Annotated in this window: 21 protein-coding genes; 8 read left to right on the top strand and 13 right to left on the bottom strand. The window is 68.3% G+C overall.

All coding sequences use genetic code 11. The features are described 5' to 3' along the window. Positions 1-49: 49 nt before the first annotated feature. The 5 genes from ybgF to Q0632_RS12145 form a co-directional block, all read right to left on the bottom strand. On the bottom strand, positions 50-772 hold the full coding sequence (gene ybgF, locus Q0632_RS12165; RefSeq protein ID WP_298929793.1) for a tol-pal system protein YbgF: 723 nt from the start codon (positions 770-772) through the stop codon (positions 50-52). Positions 773-888: 116 nt separating this feature from the next. Beyond that, positions 889-1,419 carry a peptidoglycan-associated lipoprotein Pal gene (pal, locus tag Q0632_RS12160; RefSeq protein WP_298929788.1) on the bottom strand — a complete coding sequence of 177 codons (531 nt, stop codon included), beginning with the start codon at positions 1,417-1,419 and terminating at the stop codon, positions 889-891. A gap of 24 nt (positions 1,420-1,443) precedes the next feature. Then, positions 1,444-2,724, bottom strand: coding sequence for a Tol-Pal system beta propeller repeat protein TolB (gene tolB, locus Q0632_RS12155; protein WP_298929784.1), 1,281 nt, complete (start codon positions 2,722-2,724; stop codon positions 1,444-1,446). A 17-nt stretch (positions 2,725-2,741) separates the two neighbouring features. After that, positions 2,742-3,596, bottom strand: coding sequence for a galactosyltransferase-related protein (locus Q0632_RS12150; RefSeq protein WP_298929780.1), 855 nt, complete (start codon positions 3,594-3,596; stop codon positions 2,742-2,744). Then, positions 3,593-4,357: a glycosyltransferase family 2 protein gene (locus Q0632_RS12145; protein WP_298929775.1), complete on the bottom strand. Its 765-nt coding sequence runs from the start codon at positions 4,355-4,357 to the stop codon at positions 3,593-3,595. Before Q0632_RS12145 ends, Q0632_RS12150 begins: the two co-directional genes overlap by 4 nt. 82 nt (positions 4,358-4,439) lie before the next feature. Between Q0632_RS12145 and galE the strand changes: the two genes are divergently transcribed. From galE to Q0632_RS12125, 4 genes are read left to right on the top strand one after another with little or no spacing between them, the layout of a single operon-like run. Continuing rightward, positions 4,440-5,453, top strand: coding sequence for a UDP-glucose 4-epimerase GalE (galE, locus tag Q0632_RS12140; RefSeq protein WP_298929770.1), 1,014 nt, complete (start codon positions 4,440-4,442; stop codon positions 5,451-5,453). After that, positions 5,450-7,177: a lipid A export permease/ATP-binding protein MsbA gene (gene msbA, locus Q0632_RS12135; RefSeq protein WP_298929765.1), complete on the top strand. Its 1,728-nt coding sequence runs from the start codon at positions 5,450-5,452 to the stop codon at positions 7,175-7,177. Before galE ends, msbA begins: the two co-directional genes overlap by 4 nt. Next, positions 7,174-8,421, top strand: coding sequence for an O-antigen ligase family protein (locus tag Q0632_RS12130; protein WP_298929760.1), 1,248 nt, complete (start codon positions 7,174-7,176; stop codon positions 8,419-8,421). Before msbA ends, Q0632_RS12130 begins: the two co-directional genes overlap by 4 nt. Beyond that, on the top strand, positions 8,418-9,506 hold the full coding sequence (locus tag Q0632_RS12125; RefSeq protein ID WP_298929755.1) for a glycosyltransferase family 9 protein: 1,089 nt from the start codon (positions 8,418-8,420) through the stop codon (positions 9,504-9,506). Before Q0632_RS12130 ends, Q0632_RS12125 begins: the two co-directional genes overlap by 4 nt. 51 nt (positions 9,507-9,557) lie before the next feature. Here Q0632_RS12125 and rng read toward each other — a convergent pair whose 3' ends face one another. From rng to Q0632_RS12085, 8 genes are read right to left on the bottom strand one after another with little or no spacing between them, the layout of a single operon-like run. Then, entirely contained in the window at positions 9,558-11,033 is a 1,476-nt protein-coding gene (gene rng, locus Q0632_RS12120; RefSeq protein ID WP_298929751.1) for a ribonuclease G, read from the bottom strand. A 15-nt stretch (positions 11,034-11,048) separates the two neighbouring features. Further along, on the bottom strand, positions 11,049-11,651 hold the full coding sequence (locus tag Q0632_RS12115; protein WP_298929746.1) for a nucleoside triphosphate pyrophosphatase: 603 nt from the start codon (positions 11,649-11,651) through the stop codon (positions 11,049-11,051). Positions 11,652-11,657: 6 nt separating this feature from the next. Next, entirely contained in the window at positions 11,658-12,125 is a 468-nt protein-coding gene (gene rlmH / locus Q0632_RS12110) for a 23S rRNA (pseudouridine(1915)-N(3))-methyltransferase RlmH (RefSeq protein WP_298929741.1), read from the bottom strand. Continuing rightward, positions 12,122-12,865: a ribosome silencing factor gene (gene rsfS / locus Q0632_RS12105; RefSeq protein WP_298929736.1), complete on the bottom strand. Its 744-nt coding sequence runs from the start codon at positions 12,863-12,865 to the stop codon at positions 12,122-12,124. The genes rlmH and rsfS overlap by 4 nt, the downstream gene beginning before the upstream one ends. Next, positions 12,865-13,485, bottom strand: coding sequence for a nicotinate-nucleotide adenylyltransferase (gene nadD / locus Q0632_RS12100; RefSeq protein ID WP_367181193.1), 621 nt, complete (start codon positions 13,483-13,485; stop codon positions 12,865-12,867). The genes rsfS and nadD overlap by 1 nt, the downstream gene beginning before the upstream one ends. Next, positions 13,476-14,387: an oxygen-dependent coproporphyrinogen oxidase gene (hemF, locus tag Q0632_RS12095; protein ID WP_298929725.1), complete on the bottom strand. Its 912-nt coding sequence runs from the start codon at positions 14,385-14,387 to the stop codon at positions 13,476-13,478. The genes nadD and hemF overlap by 10 nt, the downstream gene beginning before the upstream one ends. Before the next feature lie 6 nt (positions 14,388-14,393). Beyond that, entirely contained in the window at positions 14,394-15,674 is a 1,281-nt protein-coding gene (gene purD, locus Q0632_RS12090) for a phosphoribosylamine--glycine ligase (RefSeq protein ID WP_298929722.1), read from the bottom strand. Between the two features lie 14 nt (positions 15,675-15,688). Beyond that, positions 15,689-16,414 (bottom strand): YebC/PmpR family DNA-binding transcriptional regulator, encoded by a 726-nt coding sequence (locus Q0632_RS12085; protein ID WP_298929717.1) that lies wholly within the window; start codon positions 16,412-16,414, stop codon positions 15,689-15,691. A gap of 65 nt (positions 16,415-16,479) precedes the next feature. Here Q0632_RS12085 and Q0632_RS12080 point away from each other — a divergent pair, with 65 nt between their 5' ends. The 4 genes from Q0632_RS12080 (at position 16,480) to Q0632_RS12065 (ending at position 21,841) form a co-directional block, all read left to right on the top strand. Next, positions 16,480-17,988, top strand: coding sequence for a helicase HerA-like C-terminal domain-containing protein (locus Q0632_RS12080; protein WP_298929713.1), 1,509 nt, complete (start codon positions 16,480-16,482; stop codon positions 17,986-17,988). A gap of 282 nt (positions 17,989-18,270) precedes the next feature. Continuing rightward, complete coding sequence (locus tag Q0632_RS12075; protein WP_298929708.1) at positions 18,271-19,233, top strand: threo-3-hydroxy-L-aspartate ammonia-lyase; 963 nt, start codon at positions 18,271-18,273, stop codon at positions 19,231-19,233. Between the two features lie 86 nt (positions 19,234-19,319). Next, positions 19,320-20,573, top strand: a complete 1,254-nt coding sequence (locus Q0632_RS12070; RefSeq protein ID WP_298929703.1) for a GTP cyclohydrolase II — start codon at positions 19,320-19,322, stop codon at positions 20,571-20,573. Next, the gene (locus tag Q0632_RS12065) at positions 20,570-21,841 is read left to right on the top strand and encodes a URC4/urg3 family protein (RefSeq protein WP_298929698.1); all 1,272 of its coding nucleotides are present in this window, start codon (positions 20,570-20,572) and stop codon (positions 21,839-21,841) included. Before Q0632_RS12070 ends, Q0632_RS12065 begins: the two co-directional genes overlap by 4 nt. The last annotated feature ends 13 nt before the right edge of the window (positions 21,842-21,854 follow it).

The following is a 21,854-nucleotide window of genomic DNA, read 5'->3' as shown; positions in this document are numbered from 1 at the left end:
CTGCAGGTCCTGCTGGGGGTCCAGCACCGTGGCCAGGGTGTCCACGTGCTTAGCGCAGCCGCGCCAGCCGCTCCTTGGCCGCCACAGCGGCCTCGGACTGCGGATAGGCCTTGACCAGGTCGTCCAGCGTCTTGCGCGCGCCGGCGTTGTCCTTGAGCTCGATCTGGCAATTGGCGATGGACAGCACGGCCTCGGGCGCGCGTCCATGGTCGGGCGCCTGCGCCAGCAGGGCACGGAAGTTGGTGATGGCGCCACGGTAGTCGCGGTTGGCGTACTGCGCGTTGCCCAGCCAGAACAGGGCCGTGGGCTTGAAGCCGCTTTGCGGATAGCGCTTGAGGAAGTCGGCAAAGGCCGCCTGCGCCGCCGGGAACTCACCCTTGCGAAAGACCGCCAGCGCGGCATCGAAGTCGCGCTGCTCGGCCGGCTCGGCGGTGAACTCGCGGCCGTCCATGCTCACCTTGGACGGCTCGAACTTGCGCATGCGCTCTTCCACGGCCAGGGCCATGTCCTTCTGGCGCCGTTGGGACTCGGCCAGCTCACGCGTGAGCTGTTCGTCCTGGCCGCGCATGCGTGCCAGCTCGGTGCGCAAGGCCTCGATCTGGGTCTGCAGGTCCAGCAGGCTGCGCCGCAGCTGGGCGTTCTCCTCGCCGGACTTGCTCAGTTCCTCGGTCACCTGCAGGCGCTGCGCTTCCACCCGCTGGCGCACCTCGAGGATGGCGCGGCGCGCCTCGTCGTCCTCGAAGAGCGCGGCGTGCGCGGGCGCGGCGGCCAATGCAAGGAACGAGGCGATGGTCAGTACGTGGGCTACCGCGGATCCGGCTTTGCCGGGCCGCTGGTGGCGCCCCCTTGAGGGGGAGGCGGCCACAGGCCGCTTCGGGGGTGTATTCATTATCTGTAAGCGATCTCGGCTCGGCGGTTTTTCGCCCAGGCAGCTTCGTCGCTACCGGCATCGACGGGCTTTTCCTTGCCGAAGCTCACGGCCTCGATCTGGCTGTCGGCCACGCCCAGCAGCTTCAAAGCGCTGCGCACGGCTTCGGAACGGCGCTGGCCCAGGGCCAGGTTGTACTCGCGGCCGCCGCGCTCGTCGGTGTTGCCTTCGACCGTGATCTTGCGCTTGGCATCCGCCTTGAGAAAGCGCGCGTGGCCTTCGATCAGCGGCTGGAATTCGGCCTTGATGGCGTTGCTGTCGTAGTCGAAATAAATGACGCGGGCGACGCCGGCCGGGCCGGGTTGCAGGTCGCGCGCCGGGTCGACCGCCACCGGCGTGACACCGCTTTGCGTGGCGCCACCCGTGCCCGCGCCGGTGCCCACGCTGGAGCCGCTCTTGTCCTCCACCGGCACGTCGTCGAGCTTGACGTTGGAACCGCAGCCTGCGAGCGCGGCCGCCAGGGCCAGGCCGAAAAGAAAACGCTTGATCATGCAAAAACTCCTGAAGGTGAGATGTTATTTCTGGAAAGGACCCCAGTCGGGTTCGCGCAGGTCGCCGCCCTGACCAGCCAGGCGCGCTTTGATCTTGCCGTCCAGCGTGGTGGTCATCAGGGCTTCGCGACCGCTCTGGCGCGTGGCATAGACGATCAGCCGGCCGTTGGGCGCGAAGCTGGGGCTTTCATCCGCCGTGGTGTCCGTGATGGAGTTCACTGTACCGCTTCCAAGCTCCATGACCTGCAGCTTGAAGGCGCCACCGATACGGGAAATGTAGGCCAGCCACCGTCCGTCCGGGCTCAGCGCGGGGGAGATGTTGTAACCCCCGGTAAAGGTGACGCGCTCGGGGTTTCCACCGGTGGAAGCCATGCGGTAGATCTGCGGCGCGCCGCCACGGTCGCTGACGAAATAGATGGAACGGCCATCGGGCGAGTACACCGGTTCGGTGTCGATGCCCGACGACTGCGTCAGGCGGCGCGGCTCGCCGCCATTGGCATCGATGGTGTACAGCTGCGAGCCGCCCTCGCGGCTGAGCGTGACGGCCAGCGTGCGGCCATCGGGCGCCCAGGCCGGCGCGCTGTTGGAGCCGCGAAAATTGGCCACCAGGCGGCGCTGGCCGCCGGCCACGCTGTGCACGTAAACCACGGGCTTGCGCGACTCAAAGGACACATAGGCCAGCTGCGAGCCGTTGGCCGACCAGGCCGGTGAGATGATGGGTTCGGGACTGGCCAGCGCGGACTGCGCGTTCTCGCCGTCGGCATCGGCCACCCACAGGTTGTAGCGCGTGCCGGCCTTGGTCACATAGGCGATGCGGGTCGAGAAGATGCCCTTTTCGCCGGTGAGCTTCTCGTAGATGAAGTCGGCGATGCGGTGCGCCGCCAGCCGCAGGTCACCGGCGGCCACGGCATAGCTCTGGCCGCCCAGGTCCTGGCCGCGCACCACGTCCCACAGGCGCAAACGCACGTCGTAGCGGCCGTCGGCCAGGCGCGTCACGCTGCCGGTGGCCAGCGAGTCGGCGCCCTTTTGCCGCCAGGGCGTCAGGTCGGGCCGGCTGGTCTCGTCCAGCACGGCACCGGCGGGATCGATGGCGCGGAACTGGCCACTGCGCTCCAGGTCGGCCTGGATGATGGCGCTGATCTTCTGCGGTGCGCCCTCCTCGCCGCGAAAGCGCGCGACCGCGATGGGCAGCTGGGTCAGGCCGACGCCGCTGACTTCCACGCGGAACTGGGCCAGGGCAGGCAGTGCCGCCGCCCCCAACAGGCCCACCAGTTCGCGCCGTCGCCAAAGTGCAGATATCTTCATGTGCGTTTGTCTCTCCGTTAGCGGTTCAGTTCAATGGCCCGGACATCCTTGGCGGCGCCGGCCTGGGCCAGGCCCACATCGGCGCGCGTGATGCCGGTGCGCATGCGTTGCAGCACGCGCTCGCGGTTGACCGATTCATGGTCGCGGCTGGCCTCGCTGTGCCACAGGTGGAACACCTCGGTGCCGAAGAAGCCATTCTTGCGCATGCTGCCGTGGTTGTGCAGCCTGAGCACCAGGTCGGCGTCCTCATGGCCCCAGCCGCTGAAGCTTTCGTCGAAGCCGTTGACGGCCTCGAAGTCACCATACCAGAGGCCGAAGTTGCAGCTGCGAATGCCCTTCCAATGGAAGCGCCGCCCCGTGCGCAATGGCGCGCCCGGCCAGCGTAGCAGTTGCGACAACTTGTTGGCGTCGCCGGCCAGCCGCAGGCGCAACCAGTCAGCCGCCTGCAAGCCTGGCAGATCGACAGCACCGGCACAGGCCTGCGCGCTCAGCCGCTCGCTCAGCAGCACACGGCTGCCGTTGACGAACATGCCCGCCTGGGCCAGCAGCGCGTGCTGGCGAGCGAACTGCGCATTGGGCACGCAGTCGCCGTCCAGGAACACCAGGTAGTCGGCCCCGGCGGCCCTGGCCTGCAAGGCGCCCAGATTGCGCGAGCGCGCCGCGGTGAAACCGACATCGGGATGCCAGACATGGCGCACCGGGCAGGCAAAGCGCGGCAGTCCGTTGCGCAGCGCCAGGATCTGGTCGGGGCGCGAACCGTCGTCGGCCACCACCACCAGATCGCCGGCGCCGCACTGCGAAGCCAGGCCGCGCAGCACGGCCAGCAATGCGTCGCTGCGGTTGTAGGTCAGGACGACGAAGGCCGTCCTCATGGGCGCGGAGGCTCCACCGCCTGGCGCTGCATCAGCCACAGCTTGATGTAGCGGTAGTAGGTGCCCTCGGCATTGGAGACCGCCAGCATGAAGCCCCAGCGGCCGTCCAGGAAGCCCAGGCGCAGCACGTAGGTGCGAAAGAACGCCCACAGGCCGTGCGTGATGGCCTTGGACAGGGAGCCGCTGCGGCCGCGCTCGCGCATGTCGCGGGCGCTGGCCGAGGAATAGCGGTCGACCTTCTCCAGCACTGACTCCATGCTACGGAAGCTGTAGTGCACGATGGGTTCGGCCAGCGACCCGGTGGCGCCCTGCACTTCCAGGTGGGCATGCAGGTAATGCTCGGTGAAGCGGGCCTTGCCGCGCCGCGCCAGCCGCCAGGTGAAGTCAGGCCGCCATCCGCCGTGCTGCATGAAGCGGCCGACGTAGAGAGAGACCCGGGGTACGCGGTAGCCGTCGACGCCGGGTTGGACGATGGCAGCGCGAATCTCGGCCGCCAGGGCCGGCGTGATGCGCTCGTCGGCGTCCAGCGAGAAGAACCAGTCGCCCGTGGCCATGTCGATGCCGCGGTTGTTTTGCGGGCCATAGCCCGGCCAGTCGGTGGTGACCACCGTCGCCCCTTCGGCGCGCGCCAGGTCTGCCGTGGCGTCGGTGCTGCCGGAGTCCAGCACGATGACTTCGTCCGCAAAACGCGCCGAGCGTACGCAGTCGGCGATGTTCAGGGCCTCGTTCTTGGCGACGATGATGATGCTCAGTCTTGTCATGGCGCTTGCGTGGCGCGGAATCGCCGCGTTGCCACGGCATAATCCGACCTCCGGTCAATCGACCCATTATTGCACCCGATTCATGGACAAAACGCCTTCGGTGATCGTTGCAGGAGGCGCCGGCTATATCGGCTCCCACATGGTCCGCATGCTGGGAGACAGCGGCTACCGGCCCATCGTCGTCGACAACCTCACCACCGGCCATGCAGATGCCGTCGGCGGGGCCACGCTGGAGGTCGGCGACATCGGCGACCGCGACTTCATGGCCCGGGTGCTGCGCGAACACCGGCCGCAATGCGTGATGCACTTCGCCGCCTCCAGCCTGGTGGGCGAGTCCATCGTCAAGCCAGCGCTCTACTGGCACAACAATCTTGTCAAGACGCTCTCGCTGCTGGACACGATGCTGGAACACGAAGTGCGCCAGTTCATCTTCTCGTCCACCGCAGCTGTCTTCGGCGATCCGCTGCGCGTGCCGATGGACGAGAGCCATCCGCGCAAGCCGATCAACCCCTACGGCAACAGCAAGGCGGCAGTGGAAAACGCGCTGCATGACTACGGTCGTGCCTATGGCCTGCGTTCAATGGTGCTGCGCTACTTCAACGCCGCCGGCGCCCATCCGGATGGCAGCATCGGCGAGCGCCACGATCCAGAGACGCATCTGATCCCGCTGGTGCTGCAGGTGGCCTCCGGCCGGCGCCCCCACATTGCGCGCTTCGGCTCGAAGCATGCGACGCCGGACGGCTCCTGCCTGCGCGACTACGTCCATGTGAACGACCTGTGCTCGGCCCATCTGCTGGCCCTGCGCAAGCTCGAAGCCGGCGCCGCCAGTGCCGCCTACAACCTGGGCAACGGCGCCGGCCACTCGGTCAATGAGGTGATCGACGCCGTGCGCCGCGTCACCGGACACCCGGTGCCGGTGCGCGACGACCCGGCGCGCGAAGGCGATCCGCCAGCCCTGGTTGCCGATGCCACGCTGGCCCGCGCCGAACTGGGCTGGCAGCCGCGCTACGCCGACCTCGACACCATCGTGGCCCACGCCTGGCAATGGGAACAACGCCTGCACAGCACCACGGGACGCCCAGCCGGCACGCCATGATGCGCGTGGACATGACGGCCGTGCGCTGGCTGCTGCCCTACTTCGCCGGCTCGCGCATCTACTGGCTGGCAGCCATCCTGTGCACCGTCGTCTCTTCGGCGCTGGAGCCGCTGGTGCCGGCCCTGATGAAGCCGCTGCTGGACCGCGGCTTCCAGCCCGGCGGCATCGAGCTGTGGCTGGTGCCGGTCAGCCTGCTGCTGCTGTTCGGCGTGCGCGGCCTGGCCGGCTTCGCCGCTGACTTCGCCCTGGCCCGGATCTCGCAGGACGGCCTGCTGGCACTGCGCAAGGCCATGTTCGCCCGGGTGCTGGACGCGCAGCTGTCGCTGTTCAGCCGCGAGAACGCCACCTCGCTGTCCAACACCGTGGTCTTCGAGGTGCAAAACGGCGTCACCCTGCTGGTCAATTCGGTGATCGCCCTGCTCAAGGACGGCCTGACGGTGACGGCTCTGCTGGTCTACCTGCTGTACCTGAACTGGCAGCTGACCCTGATCGCCTTCCTGATCGTGCCGGGCACGGGCTTGATCATGAACACCATGTCCAAGCGCCTGTACCGGCTGGCGCGCACCACCCAGACCGCCACCAACGACCTGGCCTACGTGGTGGAAGAAAACGTGCTGGCCACGCGCGTGGTGCGCCTGCACGGGGCCCAGGCCACCCAGGCTGGCCGCTTCGACGCCCTGGGCGCGGTGCTGCGCCGGCTGGCGCTCAAATCCGCCGTCGCCTCGGCGGCGATCTCGCCGCTGACCCACCTGCTGTCGGCCGCTGCCCTGTCGGTGGTCATCACCATTGCGCTGTACCAGAGCCGCGGCGGCATCACCGTGGGCACCTTCGCGGCCTTCATCACCGCCATGCTGATGCTGATCGCGCCGCTCAAGCGCCTGTCCGAAGCAACCAGTCCCATCGCCCGCGGCCTGGCCGGCGTGCAGCGCGCCATCGACCTGATCGAGCACGCGCCGCCCGAAAGCGGCGGCAGCCATGCGCCGGGCCGCTCCCGTGGCCACATCGAGCTGCGCGGCGTCGGCCTGCGCTACCGCGAGGACGCCTCGCCGGCGCTAGCCGGCATCAACCTGGACATCGCGCCGGGCCAGATCGTGGCCCTGGTCGGCCCGTCCGGCTCGGGCAAGACCACCCTGGTCAACCTGCTGCCGCGCTTCGTGCTGCCTGATGCAGGCCAGGTCCTGCTCGACGGCCATGACGTGGCGCAGTGGGATCTGAACGCCCTGCGCGCGCAGTTCGCCCTGGTCAGCCAGGACGTGGTGATGTTCAACGGCAGCCTGGCCGACAACATCGCCATGGGCGAAGCGGTCGATGCCGCGCGACTGGCGCGCTGCGTGGACGGCGCCAACCTTCGCGAACTGGTCGATTCCCTGCCGCTGGGCCTGCAGACCGTCACCGGCCACAACGCCACCGAGCTGTCGGGCGGCCAGCGCCAGCGCCTGGCGATCGCCCGCGCGCTGTACAAGGACGCGCCGGTGCTGCTCCTGGACGAGGCCACCTCGGCGCTGGACGCGGCCTCGGAGCGCCTGGTGCAGGACGCACTGCAGCACCTGATGGCCGGCCGCACCACGCTGATCATCGCCCATCGCCTGTCCACCGTGGAGCACGCCGACCGGGTGGTGGTGCTGGAGCAGGGCCGCATCGCCGAAAGCGGCAGCCACGCGCAGCTGCTGGCCCAGGGCGGCCTCTATGCGCGCCTGCATTCGCTGCAACTGGGTGGCGCATGAGCCTTGCCCAGACCCTGGGCACGACGCGGCCGGCGCCGCTGCTGCCGCTGGCCCGGCCGCTGGACATGGCCCTGGGCCTGGCGCTGGCGGCCCTGGGCCTGTTCCTGCCTTTCTCCACCGCTGGCGTGTCGCTGTCGCTGGCCGCCCTGGCCCTGCTGGCCCTGGCCGCCGCACCGGCTGTCTGGCGCAGCGCGCCCTGGCGTGAGCCGACCATGGCGATGGGCCTGCTGCTGCTGGCCTACATCGCGGGCCACACCCTGTGGAGCAGCGGCTTCGCGCCGCCGGCCTGGCGCCTGGTCAACCGCTACCACGAGCTGCTGATGGCGCCCATCCTGTTCGCCCTGTTCCGGCTGGCGTCCAACCAGCGGGCCTTTCTGTGGGGTCTGAGCTTGAGCGTGATCGGCTATGCCGCCGTGCACTGGCTGGCCCTGCTGTGGCCGGAGCTGGCGACGCAACTTCAGCCGCGCCGCATCTCGGCCGGCTTCATTCTGGCGGTCAGCGCCTTCCTGCTGCTGGAACTGGCGCGCGGCAACGCCCGACCCTGGGCCTGGCGCGCGGCAGCGGCCTTCCTGGCGGTCACGGTGCTGTTCGCCATCGATGGGCGCACCGGCCACCTGGTGCTTTTGCTGCTGGCGGCCTGCGCCGCCTGGTTGCACAGCCCACGGCGCTGGCGCTGGGCCGCCATCGTCGTCGTGCCCGCCCTGTTGCTGCTGGTCGCGCTCGGCTCCAAGGCGGTGCAGCAGCGCGTCAACGAAACCCTGGCCGGCTCCTATGTGCTCCAGGACGGCAGCCTGTCGTCCACCGGCATCCGCATCGAGCTGCTGCGCAACGGGCTGGACCTTGCGCAGCGCTACGGCCTGGCGGGCGCGGGCTTCACCCGCTACGCCGAGTTGCACGAGCAGTCCGTGCGGGAGCGCCATGCGGCCGACCCGGCGCACACCCCGTCGGCGGACGGCGCCTGGGTGCGCACCGTCAATCCGCACAACGAGTACCTGATGCAGCTGGTGGGCGGCGGCGCCGTCGCGCTGCTGCTGTTCCTGGCCTGGCTGGTCCTGCCCATGCTGCGCAAGGCACAGTCCGGCCAGGTTCATGCGGCGCTGGTCGGCGCCAGCCTGGCCTTTGCCGCTGGCTGCCTGTTCAACTCCTTGCTGATGGACTTCACCGAAGGCCATTTCTACAGCGTCGTCCTGGCCTGGTTGCTGGCCCAGACCGGGACCACAGCACGCGACCAGACCGGCCCGTGAAGCGCATCCTGGTCATCGCCACCCGCCAGATCGGCGACGTGCTGCTGACCACGCCACTGGTGCGCGCGGCGCGCCAGCGCTGGCCGCAAGCCCACATCGAGGTGCTGGGCTTTGCCGGCACCCTGGGCATGCTGCGCGGCAACCCGGACATCGACAAGCTCATCGAATCCCCTGCGCGCCTGCGCTGGGACAGCTTGCGCGCCCTGCTGCGGCAGCTGTGGCGCCGCTACGACCTGGCCCTGGTGACCCAGCCGGGCGACCGCGCCCACATCCTGGGCTGGGTGGCGGCACGCCAGCGCAGCGGCATCGTGCCGGCCGGCGGTAGCAGCAACTGGTGGAAGGCCTTGTTGCTGGACCACGCCGTGCACAGCGCCGGCGACCGCGGCGGCGTCCATGCGGTCGCCGAGAAGCTGGAGCTGCTGGCACCCTGGCGGACGGCCGGCCCAGGCGCGCACGCCCAAGTGGTGCCGCCCGCCGCCGCACCCTTGCCCGCCGACCTGCTGGCGCAGTTGCTGCCCGGTGCGGTGGTGCTGCATGTTCCGTCCATGTGGGACTACAAGCAGTGGCCGCTCGGCCACTACCGCGAGCTGGCCGCCGGCCTTCTGGCGCAAGGCCGGCAGGTGCTGCTGACCGGCAGCGCCAGCGCCCGCGACAAGGCCTGCATCGCCCCCTTGCTGGACCTGGCGGCAGCACCGCAATTGCTGGACCTGTCGGGCCGGCTGGACTTCAGCCAGCTGACAGCGCTGCTGGGCCGGGCGGCGCTGTACATCGGGCCGGACACCTCGGTCTCGCACCTGGCGGCCGCCGCCGGGCTGCCTGTCATTGCCATCTTTGGCCCGACCAACCCGCAGCGCTGGGCGCCCTGGCCGGCCGGACCCGCCGCGCAGGCCCTGTTCGAGCGCTCGGCGCTGCAGCAGGTGCGCGGCAACGTCACGCTGCTGCAAGGCGGCATCTCCTGCGTGCCCTGCAGCCTGGCCGGCTGCGAAGACCACCTGCACAGCCGCAGCGACTGCCTGCTGGCCATCACGCCGCAGCGCGTGCTCGAGCGCGCGCTGCAACTCCTCGCCGCGCCCGCATCACTCTGATTTTAATAGCACCCCAGGAAGAACTGCCGCGGGGTACAGGCCGATATGGCCTTAAAGCAGGACGATGTCGTACTGCTCCTGGCCCATGGCATTCTCACTTTGCAGCGAGATTGGCTTGCCGATGAAGTCCGACAGGCCGGCCAGGTGCTGGCTTTCTTCGTCCAGGAACAGCTCCACCACCTTGGGCGAGGCGACGATGCGGTACTCGCGCGGGTTGAACTGCCTGGCCTCGCGCAGGATCTCGCGCAGGATGTCGTAGCAGACGCTGCGCGCGGTCTTGAGGATGCCCTTGCCCTCGCAGGCCGGGCAGGGCTCGCACAGCATGTGGGCCAGCGATTCGCGGGTGCGCTTGCGCGTCATCTCGACCAGGCCCAGCTGCGAGAAGCCGCCGGCCATGGTCTTGACCCGGTCTCGCCCCAGCTGCTTGCGGAACTCGCTGAGCACGGCGTCGCGGTGGTCCTCACGGGCCATGTCGATGAAGTCGACGATGACGATGCCGCCCAGGTTGCGCAGGCGCAGCTGGCGGGCGATGGCGTGGGCCGCCTCCAGGTTGGTCTTGAAGATGGTGTCGTCGAAGTTGCGCGCGCCCACGTAGCCGCCGGTGTTGACGTCGACGGTGGTCAGGGCCTCGGTCTGGTCGACGATCAGGTAGCCGCCGGACTTGAGCTGCACGCGCCGGCCCAGGGCCAGCGCGATCTCCTCGTCGATGGAATACAGGTCGAAGATGGGCCGCTCGCCCTTGTACAGTGCCAGCCGCTCGGCTGCCGCAGGCATGAACTCATGGGCAAAGGCCTGCAGCGCGCTGAACTGCTCGTTCGAGTCGATGCGGATGGTCTGGGTCTCTTCGCTGACCAGGTCGCGCAGCACGCGCTGCAGCAGGCTCAGGTCCTGGTGCAGCAGCGAGGTCGGCGGCAGGCGCAGCGCCGCGTCCTTGATGCGCGCCCAGGTCTTGCGCAGGTAGGCGATGTCCTCGGCCAGTTCGCTGTCCGAAGCATCTTCCCCGTTCGTGCGCAGGATGAAGCCGCCGCCCTGCGCGCCCACCAGGGTCTGCAGGCGCGCGCGCAGTGCGTCGCGCTGGTCGGTGGGGATCTTCTGCGAGACGCCGATGTGGTCGTCCTGCGGCAGGAAGACCAGCAGGCGGCCGGCCACGCTGATCTGGGTGGACAGGCGCGCGCCCTTGGTGCCGATGGGGTCCTTGATGACCTGCACCATCAGCGGCTGGCCCTCGAAGACCTGCTTTTCGATCGGCACCTGCGGCTGGGTGTTGCGCACGAAGCCCGGCGGCTCGCCCTCGGGCTGGCGGTGCCAGACGTCGGCCACGTGCAGGAAGGCGGCGCGCTCCAGCCCGATGTCGATGAAGGCCGACTGCATGCCCGGCAGCACCCTTGCGACCTTGCCCAGATAGACGTTGCCCACCAGGCCACGCTCCAGGGTGCGCTCGACGTGCAGTTCCTGCACCGCGCCGCTTTCGACGACCGCCACCCGAGTCTCCTGGGGCGACCAGTTGATCAGGATGTCCTGCTGCATGTTGTTTTGGATCTTTTAGAGCTTGAAGCCGATGGCGCGCAGCAACTGCGCTGTCTCATGCATCGGCAGTCCCATGATGCCAGAGTAGCTGCCACTGATGTGGCTGATGAAGGCCGCCGCCCTGCCCTGCACCGCATAGGCGCCGGCCTTGCCCGTGGGCTCGCCGCCGGCCACGTAGGCCTTGATCTGCGCCGGCGTCATGGCGGCAAAGCTCACGCGCGATTCGCTCAAGGCCTCCAGGCGCTTGCGGCCCTTTTGTACGGCCACGGCGGTGAGCACGCGGTGGGTGGCACCCGAGAGCTCGCGCAGCATGCGCGCCGCATCGGCCGCATCCTCGGGCTTGCCGTAGATCGTTTTGCCCAGGGCCACGGTGGTGTCGGAGCACAGGATGGGCGCAGCCGGCAGGCCGCGCGCCTTCAAACGCGCCAGCGCTGCGTCCAGCTTCAGGCCGGTGACGCGCCGCACGTAAGGGGCCGGCGCCTCGCCCGACAGCACGGCCTCGATGCTCTCGGTGTCTTCGCCCGGCTCGGGCAGCAACAGCTCGTGGCGCACGCCCAGCTGTTCCAGCAGCTGGCGGCGGCGCGGACTCTGGGAGGCCAGGTAGATAAAGTCACTCACGTCAATCTATTCGCGGTGGTAAGGATGGTTGGCATTGACCGACCAGGCGCGGTACAGCTGCTCGACCAGCAGCACGCGCACCATGGCGTGCGGCAGGGTCAGGTCGGACAGGCGGATGCGCTCGTGGGCGGCCTGGCGGAAGGCCGGGTCCAGGCCGTCGGGGCCGCCGATCACCAGGGCGACGTTGTCGGCCTCGAGCTGCCAGGACTTGAGTTTGGCCGCCAGCGCCAGGGTGGTCAGCGTGGTGCCGCGCTCGTCCAGCGCGACGATGCGGCAGCCCTTGGGGATGGCCGCCTCGATGCGCTCGCGCTCGGCGGCGTACAGGGTTTCCAGGGTCTTGGAGCCGCGCGGCTCGGTCTTGACCGCCTTGAGTTCGACCTTGATCTCGGGCGGGAATCGCTTGGCGTAGTCGTCCCAGGCGGTCTGGGCCCAGTCGGGCACGCGCTGGCCGACTGCGACCACATAGAGCTTCACTTCCTGGGAGCGCTCTTCTTGGCCGCAGCCTTCTTGGCCGGCGCGCCGCGGGCGGACGTGCTCCTGGCCGGCGCGCTTTTCACCGGCGCGCTGCGTGCAGGCGCCTTCTTGGCCGCCGGCTTGCCGGCCACCACCTTGGTGATGCTGCGCTTGGCGGGCACGCTCTTGCCGGCCGCGCCCCTGGCCACCGTCTTCTTGGCGGCCGGTTTGCGCGCCGGCTTGCCCTTGGCTTCGCGGGCCTCCTGCTCGGCGGCCTTGATCGCCGTCTTGGCGGCGCTGGCACGGCGGATCGAGGGACCCAGGTCGGGCTTGGCCTTGCCCTTCTTGGCCGGCGCGGGCTCTTCTTCAGCCTGGGCCATCGTCGGCTTGGTGGTGCCGAACTTCAGGCGCACAGGCTTGTCGCCCCAGATCTCTTCCAGGTGGTAGTAGGTGCGGATGGCCGGCTGCATGACGTGGACCACGGCAGCGCCGCAGTCGACGATGATCCACTCGCCGTTTTCCTCGCCCTCGGTGCGCGGCTTGGGAAAGCCCGCTTCACGCACCGCATCGCGCACGCTGGCCGCCAGCGCCTTGGTCTGGCGGTTGGACGTGCCCGAGGCCACGATGACCCGCTCGAACAATGGGGACAGATGCTCTGTGTTGAAAACCGAGATGTCCTGCGCTTTCACATCCTCCAGGCCATCGACGATGGCGCGCTGCAGGCGCTGGGTGTCTTTTTTGGCGGCGGTTTCTTGGGTCATCAGGCGGATCGGTAAAGGGAATGTTGGGCAATATAGCCTGCTACGGCCTCGGGAACCAGCTTGGAAATGGATTGGCCCGAGGCCACCCGCTGGCGGATTTCGGTGGCGCTGACAGGCATCGGGGCAAGCTCGACAGGGGCAAGCCGCGCCGCGCCCAGGCGGGAGGCGTCAAAAAAGCCCTCTGCCCGCACGGGACGGGCCCGAGCAGCTACAGATATTGTAGCAAGCCGCTTGATCTCATCGCTTTCGCGCCAGCCTTGCAGGGCTTCGGCCTGGTCGGCGCCGATCACCAGCAGCAGTTCGGCGCCCGGATGTTGGGCCTGCAGTTCGCGCAGGGTGTCCACTGTGTAGGTGGGGCCGGTGCGCTGCAATTCGCGACCATCGACCACGGCGTGCGGCACATCGGCGAAGGCCATGCGCGCCATTTCCAGCCGGTGGGCGGCCGGCGACAGGTCGCGCGCCTTGTGCCAGGCCTGGCCGGTGGGGAAGATGCGCAGTTCATCCAGGCCCAGCTGTTGCACCGCGGCCCGGGCCAGGGCCACATGGGCCACATGGGGCGGGTCAAAAGAGCCGCCGAACATGCCCAGCCGCTTTGGCCGCACCGCGGCCGTCAAACCCACTCCCTGCGCACGAGGTACTGGCTGGCCAGTTCCGCCTCGGGCGAACCCGGCGCTTCCTCACGCCGGTAGGACCAATTGGCCTGCGGTGGCATGGACATCAGGATGGATTCGGTGCGGCCACCCGACTGCAGGCCGAAATGCGTGCCGCGGTCCCAGACCAGGTTGAACTCCACATAGCGGCCGCGCCGGTGCAGCTGGAAATCGCGCTCGCGCTCGCTATAGGGCGTGTCCTTGCGCCGCGCCAGGATGGGCAGATAGGCGCCCAGAAAGGCGTCGCCCACCGAACGCAGCATGGCAAAGCCTTGCTCTTCGCCCAGCTCGGAAAAGTCGTCGAAGAAGATGCCGCCGATGCCGCGCGGCTCATTGCGGTGCTTGAGGAAGAAATACTCGTCGCACCAGGTCTTGAAGCGCGGGTATTTGTCGTCGCCAAAAGGCGCGAGGGCCGCCTTGCAGCTGGCATGGAAGTGGACTGCGTCCTCCTCGAAGCCGTAGTACGGCGTCAAGTCCATGCCCCCGCCAAACCAGAAAGCAGGCACTCCGCTAGCCGCAGTCGCCGACAGCATGCGCACGTTCATATGGACCGTGGGCGCATAGGGGTTGCGCGGGTGGAAGACCAGGGACACGCCCAGGGCCTCGAACGGCGCGCCGGCCAGTTCGGGCCGGTGCTGTGTGGCCGAAGGCGGCAGGCGCGGCCCGGTCACGTGCGAGAAGCCGCAGCCGGCCCGCTCGAAGACGGCGCCGTCCTCCAGGATCATGGTGATGCCATTGCCCTGAAGCGACTCGCCCGGTGCCTTGCTCCAGGGGTCGGCGCGAAAAGCCTGGCCATCGACCTCGGTGCAGGCCGCTGTGATGCGTGCCTGCAGGTCCAGCAGATAGGCGCGTACGGTGTCGGTCTGGCGCATGGTCGGCTAGCCACGCAGGGCGCGAAAGCCGATGTCGCGGCGGTATTGCGCGCCGTCGAAGTGGATGGCCTGGGCGACCTCGTAGGCGCGCTGCTGGGCCGCCTTGACGCTGTCGGCGAGCGCCGTCACGCACAGCACCCGGCCGCCGGCGGTCACGGTGGCGCCGTCCCTGGGCAGCGTTCCGGCGTGGAAGACCACGGCATCGTCCGTGTCCTTGGCCAAGCCGGTGATCAGGTCACCCTTGCGCGGGTTCAGCGGGTAGCCGGCGGCGGCCATCACCACGCCCAGCGCGGTGCGGCGGTCCCAGTCCAGCTCCACCTTGTCCAGGCCGCCCGAGGTGGCGGCCATCATCACGTCGAACAGGTCGGATTTGAGGCGCAGCATGATGGGCTGGGTCTCCGGATCGCCCATGCGGCAGTTGAACTCCAGGGTCTTGACCTGGCCCTGCGGGTCGATCATCAGGCCGGCGTAGAGGAAGCCGGTGAAGGGGATGCCGTCCTTTTCCATGCCCTTGATGGTAGGCAGGATGATCTCGCGCATGGCGCGGTTGTGGACCTCGGGCGTGACCACAGGCGCCGGCGAATACGCGCCCATGCCGCCGGTATTGGGCCCCTGGTCGTCATCGAGCAGGCGCTTGTGGTCCTGGCTGGTGGCCAGGGCGGTGACGTTCTTGCCGTCGCACAGCACGATGAAGCTGGCTTCCTCGCCCTGCAAAAACTCCTCGATCACCACCCGCGCGCCGCCCTCGTTGTGGGTGACGCCCAGCTTGTTGTCCAGGAGCATGAAGTCGATGGCCTCGTGCGCCTCGGCCGCCGTCATGGCCACGACCACGCCCTTGCCGGCCGCCAGGCCGTCGGCCTTGATGACGATGGGCGCGCCCTGGGCGTCCACATAGGCATGGGCCTGCGCCGGGTCAGAGAAAGTCTGGTACTGCGCGGTCGGGATGCCGTGGCGCTGCATGAATGCCTTGGAAAAGGCCTTGGAGCTTTCCAGCTGCGCCGCCTTCTGCGTGGGGCCGAAGACGCGCAGGCCGTGGGCACGGAACTCATCGACCACGCCAGCGGCCAGCGGACCCTCGGGGCCGACCACGGTCAAGGCGATCTTTTCATCCAGCGCCCACTGGCGCAGGGCCGCGATGTCGGTGATGGGGATGTTTTCCAGCCGTGCATCCAGGGCCGTGCCGCCGTTGCCCGGCGCCACATAGACGGCCTGCACCTTGGGCGACTGCGCCAGCTTCCAGGCCAGCGCATGTTCGCGGCCGCCGCCGCCAATCACGAGAACTTTCATTCGGGAAACAATCTTTAGTCGTTGATCTGGGCGTTGTGGAAGACGTCTTGCACGTCGTCCAGGTCCTCGATGACGTCGAGGAGCTTTTGCATCTTCGCGGCATCTTCGCCGCTCAGTTCGATGGTGTTCTCAGGCCGCATGGTCACCTCGGCCACCTCGGCCTTCAGGCCGGCTGCCTCCAGGGCGTTCTTCACCGCCTCGAAGTCCGGATAGGCGGTCAGCACCTCGATGGAGCCGTCCTCGCCGGTGATGACGTCCTCGGCACCCGCTTCCAGCGCCACTTCCATCAGCTTGTCCTCGCTGGTGCCGGGCGCGAAGATCAACTGGCCGCAGTGCTTGAACTGGAAGGCCACCGAGCCGGCCGTGCCCATGCTGCCGCCGTACTTGCTGAAGGCATGGCGCACGTCGGCCACGGTGCGCACCTTGTTGTCAGTCATGGTGTCGACGATGATGGCCGCCCCGCCGATGCCGTAGCCCTCGTAGCGGATTTCCTCGTAATTGACGCCTTCGAGGTTGCCGGTGGCCTTGTCGATGTTGCGCTTGACGGTGTCGATCGGCAGGTTGGCGGCCTTGGCCTTTTCCACCGCGAGCCGCAGCCGCGGGTTGATCGCCAGGTCGCCGCCGCCCAGGCGGGCCGCCACCATGATTTCGCGGATCACACGGGTCCAGATCTTGCCGCGCTTCTCATCCTGGCGGCCCTTGCGGTGCTGGATGTTGGCCCATTTGCTGTGTCCTGCCACGAAAAATCCTCGTTGTTGCTGTCGGCGCTATATTGGCGCAATCCCCTATTTTACTTTTCCAGACCATGGCCGACCCCCTGCTGATCGCCAAGAACGGCGCCATTGAGTGCCTTTTGCTGCCAGGACTGGCCAACCGGCACGGCCTGATCACCGGGGCCACCGGCACGGGCAAGACCGTCACCCTGCAGACCATGGCCGAGAATTTCTCGAAGATCGGCGTGCCGGTCTTCCTGGCCGACGTCAAGGGCGACCTGACCGGCATCAGCCAGGCCGGCAGCCTGGGCGAGAAGATGGCGGCCATCCTCAAGGAGCGCGGGCTGGAACCCACAGCCTCGGCGGCCTGCCCCGTCAGCCTGTGGGATGTGTTCGGCGACCAGGGCCACCCGGTGCGCGCCACGGTCAGCGACATGGGGCCGCTGCTGCTGGCCCGCATGCTGGACCTCAACGAGACCCAGGCGGGCGTGCTCAACCTGGTGTTCAAGATCGCCGACGACAACGGCATGCTGGTGCTGGACCTGAAAGACCTGCGCGCCATGCTGCAGCACGTGGGCGACAACGCCTCCGAGTTCCGCACCCAGTACGGCAACATCAGTGCCGCCAGCGTGGGCGCCATCCAGCGCGGCCTGATGCAGATCGAAAGCCAGGGCGGCGACCGCTTCTTCGGCGAGCCCATGCTGGACATCGCCGACTTCATGCAGACCGTCGGCGGCAAGGGCGTGATCAACATCCTGGCGGCCGACAAGCTGCTCAATGCGCCCCGCCTGTACGCCACCTTCCTGCTGTGGATGCTGTCCGAGCTGTTCGAGCAGCTGCCCGAGATCGGCGACCCGGACAAGCCCAAGCTGGTGTTCTTCTTCGATGAAGCCCACCTGCTGTTCAACGAGGCGCCCAAGGTGCTGGTCGAGCGCATCGAGCTGGTGGTGCGCCTGGTGCGCTCCAAGGGCGTGGGCGTGTATTTCGTGACGCAAAACCCGCTGGACATCCCCGACAGCGTGCTGGCCCAGCTGGGCAACCGCGTGCAGCATGCGCTGCGCGCCTTCACGCCGCGCGACCAGAAAGCCGTCAAGGCCACGGCCCAGACCATGCGGCAAAAGCCCGGCCTGGACATCGAGACAGCCATCACCGAGCTGGCCGTGGGAGAAGCATTGATCAGCCTGCTCGATACCAAGGGCCGGCCCAGCGTGACCGAGCGGGTCTATGTGCTGCCACCTGGCAGCCAGATCGGTCCCATCACGCCGCCGCAGCGCCAGCAGCTGATTTCCGGCTCGCTGGTGGCCGGTGTGTATGAAAAGACCGCCAACCGTGAATCGGCCTACGAGAAGCTGCAGGCCCGCGCCGAACAGGCGCCCTCGCCCACCTCCTCGGGCGGCGGCGGCGCCACCGACACTGCAACTGGCAGCATGATGGGCGGCCTGGGCGACATCCTCTTTGGCTCCACCGGCCCGCGCGGCGGCCGGCGCGAAGGCATGGTCGAGGCCATGGCGAAATCCGCAGTGCGCACCATGGGCAGCACCGTGGGCCGCGAGATCATCCGCGGCGTGCTGGGCGGGTTGCTGGGCGGCAAAAAGCGCTGAGCGCGGCGGACGCCACTAGGTGCGGGTGAAGGGGTCTAGCCTGTTGTTGGCCAGCCCGCGCAAGGAAAACACCTGGCAGCCGCAGCCTGCGCATAGGTACAGGCGCGACAGCGGGATGATGCGCATCCAGGCCGACCGGTGGATGCGCGACCACGGCCCGCCGCGGCATAAGCATCTGTTCAATCGCAACATGGTTTCCCCCTCTCTTGTTCTTCAATACGGTAATACTGCACGATCCCGGCAAAAACATATGGTTGCAATCGTCTGAATATGAACAATTCCATGCATTTGCTCCCCACATACGACGATGTCGTCGCCGCCGCCCAGCGCCTGCAAGGCCAGGCCCACCGCACGCCGGTGCTCAGTTCCAGCACGGCCGATGCGCAGTTGGGCGCCCAGCTGTTCTTCAAGTGCGAGAACTTTCAGCGCATGGGCGCCTTCAAGTTCCGCGGCGGCTTCAATGCGCTGGCGCAGTTCACGCCCGAGCAGAAAAAGCACGGCGCCCTGGCCTTCTCGTCGGGCAACCACGCCCAGGCGATCGCCCTGGCAGCGCGCATCCTGGGCATGCCAGCCACCATCCTGATGCCGCAGGACGCGCCGGCCGCCAAGCTGGCCGCCACCCGCGGCTACGGCGCTGAGGTCATCACTTTCGACCGTTTCCGTGACGACCGTGAGGCACTGGCCCGCCGTCTGTCCCAGGAACGCGGCATGACCCTGATCCCGCCCTTCGACCACGCCCACGTCATCGCCGGCCAGGGCACGGCGGCCAAGGAGCTGTTCGAGGAGGTGCCGGACCTGACGCATTTGTTCGTCTGCGTCGGCGGCGGCGGCCTGATCAGCGGCTGCGCGCTGGCAGCCAAGGCCCTGGCGCCCGATTGCAAGGTCTATGGCGTGGAGCCGCTGGCCGGCAACGACGGCCAGCAGTCGCTGCAGCGCGGCGAGCGGGTCAGGATCGAGATGCCCGAGACCATCGCCGACGGTGCCCAGACCCAGCAGCTGGGCGTCATCACCTTCGAGGTGATCCGCCGCGACGTCGAGGCCATCTTCACAGTCCCCGACAGCCAGCTGGCCAGCGAGATGCGCTTTTATGCCGAGCGCATGAAGATGGTCGTCGAGCCCACTGGCTGCCTCTCGCTGGCCGGCGCGCGCCACAGCGGCCTGGACCTCAAGGGTGCCCGCATCGGCATTCTGGTCAGCGGCGGGAATGTGGACATGTCCCGGTTTTCCGATCTCATCGCTGGTTGATGCGCACCATCAGTCCCTGCTCAGGCACATAACTTGCCAGTGCTGCATCCGACCAGTACAGTACTTTTTTGAAGGGCTTTTCTTTCATGGTTGCTGAAGTTTCCGCCCCCCGCCACATCCGGTTGACCTCCCACAGTGGCGGCTTCGGTGCCCTCCCCATCAACTGGGGCGCCCAGACCGCCGCCGAGCGCGGGCCCATCGTGGGCACCACCACCAGCCGCGCCCACCGCAACGTCATCGGCACCCACAGTGGCTCCTACAGCGTCTACCGCGCCCTGGCCGTCGCCGCCGGCGCCCTCAAGCGCGAGCACAAGGCGGACCTGACCAACACCTCGCCCACGGATGTCATCGGCCCCTACCCGCAGTGGAGCGATCCGGGCAAGATCGTCAGCCTGGACCCCTGGGGCGCGACAGTGGCCGATGTGTTTTCCAGCGAGCTGGCGGCCGGCTACGACATCCGTCCCACCATCGCCATCACCCAGGCGCACGTCATCCTGCCCGAGGTGATCGAGGCCCTGCAGTCCGGGCGCCTGAAGGCCGACGGCAAATTCCTCACCGCCAGCGGCGCCGCCATGGTCACCAAGGCGGCGATCGAGCCGGTCTGGTACCTGCCCGGCGTGGCCAAGCGCTTCGGCGTTTCTGAGACGGACCTGCGCCGCGTGCTGTTCGAAGAGACGGGCGGCATGTACCCCGAGCTGGTCACCCGCTCCGACCTGGAAGTCTTCCTGCCGCCGATCGGCGGCCAGACCCTCTACATCTTCGGCGAGCCGCGCGACCTGGCCGACACATCGGTCGAATTGACGGCCCGCATCCACGACGAATGCAACGGCTCGGACGTGTTCGGTTCCGACATCTGCACCTGCCGCCCCTACCTCACCCACGCCATCGAGGAGTGCATCCAGGGCGCGCAGCGCGGCGGCGTCGGCCTGGTGGCCTATTCGCGCAAGGAAGGCCGGGCCCTCGGAGAAGTGACCAAGTTCCTGGTCTACAACGCCCGCAAGCGCCAGGTCGGCGGCGACACGGCCGACCAGTATTTCGCCCGCACCGAGTGCGTGGCCGGCGTGCAGGACATGCGCTTCCAGGAGCTGATGCCCGATGTCTTCCACTGGCTGGGCATCAAGAAGATACACCGCCTGGTCTCCATGAGCAACATGAAGTTCGACGCCATCACCGGCTCGGGCATCGAGATCGGCGAGCGGGTCAACATCCCCGACGAACTGATCCCGGCCGACGCGCGCGTCGAGATGGACGCCAAGGTCGCGGCGGGCTACTTCACCTCCGGCGCCGTGCCCGACGCAGACGAGCTCAAGAAGGCCAAGGGCCGGGAGCTGGAGAAGTGACCGCTCCTGATCTGGAAGCAATCAATCCAGCATTGGCGGGGGCCACAGCCCAATTACGCACCACAAGCGCAGTGCGCGAGCGGTCCCGCCAGCTGCTGGCCCGCGCCCGCCAGGGGCAGTCGCGCTGGTTCGCCGTGGACGACGGCTTCATGGAAACAGCGGCCGGCGAAGTGGTGGCTGCCACCCGAGAGCGCTACCCCAAACTGCACATCCCGTACCACAGCCGCTGGCGCCACTTCGAGGCCGGCGGCGTCGACCGCAAGGCGCAGCTGGACCAGCGGATGGCCGGCTGGAGCGCGCCCGAGAAAGCCCACACGCGGATCGACCTGGCCGTGGTCAGCGTGCTGCTGGACGCCGGCGCCGGCGCCGACTGGAAGTACGTGGAGCCTGCCAGCGGCCAGACCTTCACCCGCAGTGAAGGCCTGGGCGTGGCCAGCTTCCATGCCTTCAGCGCCGGCCTGTTCTCCAGCGACAAGAACCGCCCGTTGCAGGCCGATGCGCAGGGCCTGCGCGCCCTGGTCAGCGACCACCTGGCCGCCGCCTTCCAGGTCGGCCCGCACAACCCACTGGTTGGCCTGGAGGGCCGCGTCACCCTGCTGCGCCGTCTGGGTGAGGCCCTGTCCGAGCAGCCCGAGGTCTTTGGCGACGAGGTGCAGCGCCCCGGCGGCCTGTTCGACATGCTGGTCAGCCCGCTGGGCCCGGCCGTGCCGCCCACCGCCGACATCGCGGCGCACGACATCCTGTCGCAGCTGCTGGCATCGTTCTCCGGCATCTGGCCCTCGGGCAGCAGCCTGGGCACGGTGCCGCTGGGCGACTGCTGGCGCCATGAGGCGGTGCAGGGCGAAGGCCTGACGGCCGGCTGGATTCCCTTCCACAAGCTGTCGCAGTGGCTGAGCTATTCGCTGCTGGAGCCTTTCGAGTGGGCCGGCGTGCAGGTGCGCGGGCTCGATGCCCTCACGGCCTTGCCCGAGTACCGCAACGGCGGCCTGCTGCTCGATGCCGGCGTGCTGCGCCTGCGCGATGGCGCCGCGGCCAGCCAGGTGTGGCTGCCCTCGGATGAGATCATCGTCGAGTGGCGCGCCCTGACTGTCGCCCTGCTGGACGAACTGGCACGCGATGTGCGGCTGCAGCTGGGCCTGGATGAGGCCCGCCTGCCCCTGGCCTGCGTGCTCGAAGGCGGCACCTGGGCGGCAGGACGCGCCCTGGCCCAGCGCCTGCGCGCCGGCCTGCCGCCGCTGCAGGTGCAAAGTGACGGAACAGTGTTTTAAAGCAAGGAACAAA

The sequence above is a fragment of the uncultured Ramlibacter sp. genome, assembly GCF_936925435.1.
GTDB lineage: Bacteria > Pseudomonadota > Gammaproteobacteria > Burkholderiales > Burkholderiaceae_C > Ramlibacter.
Note: the sequence above shows the minus strand (reverse complement) of the source record. Positions and strands in the feature narration are given on the sequence as shown.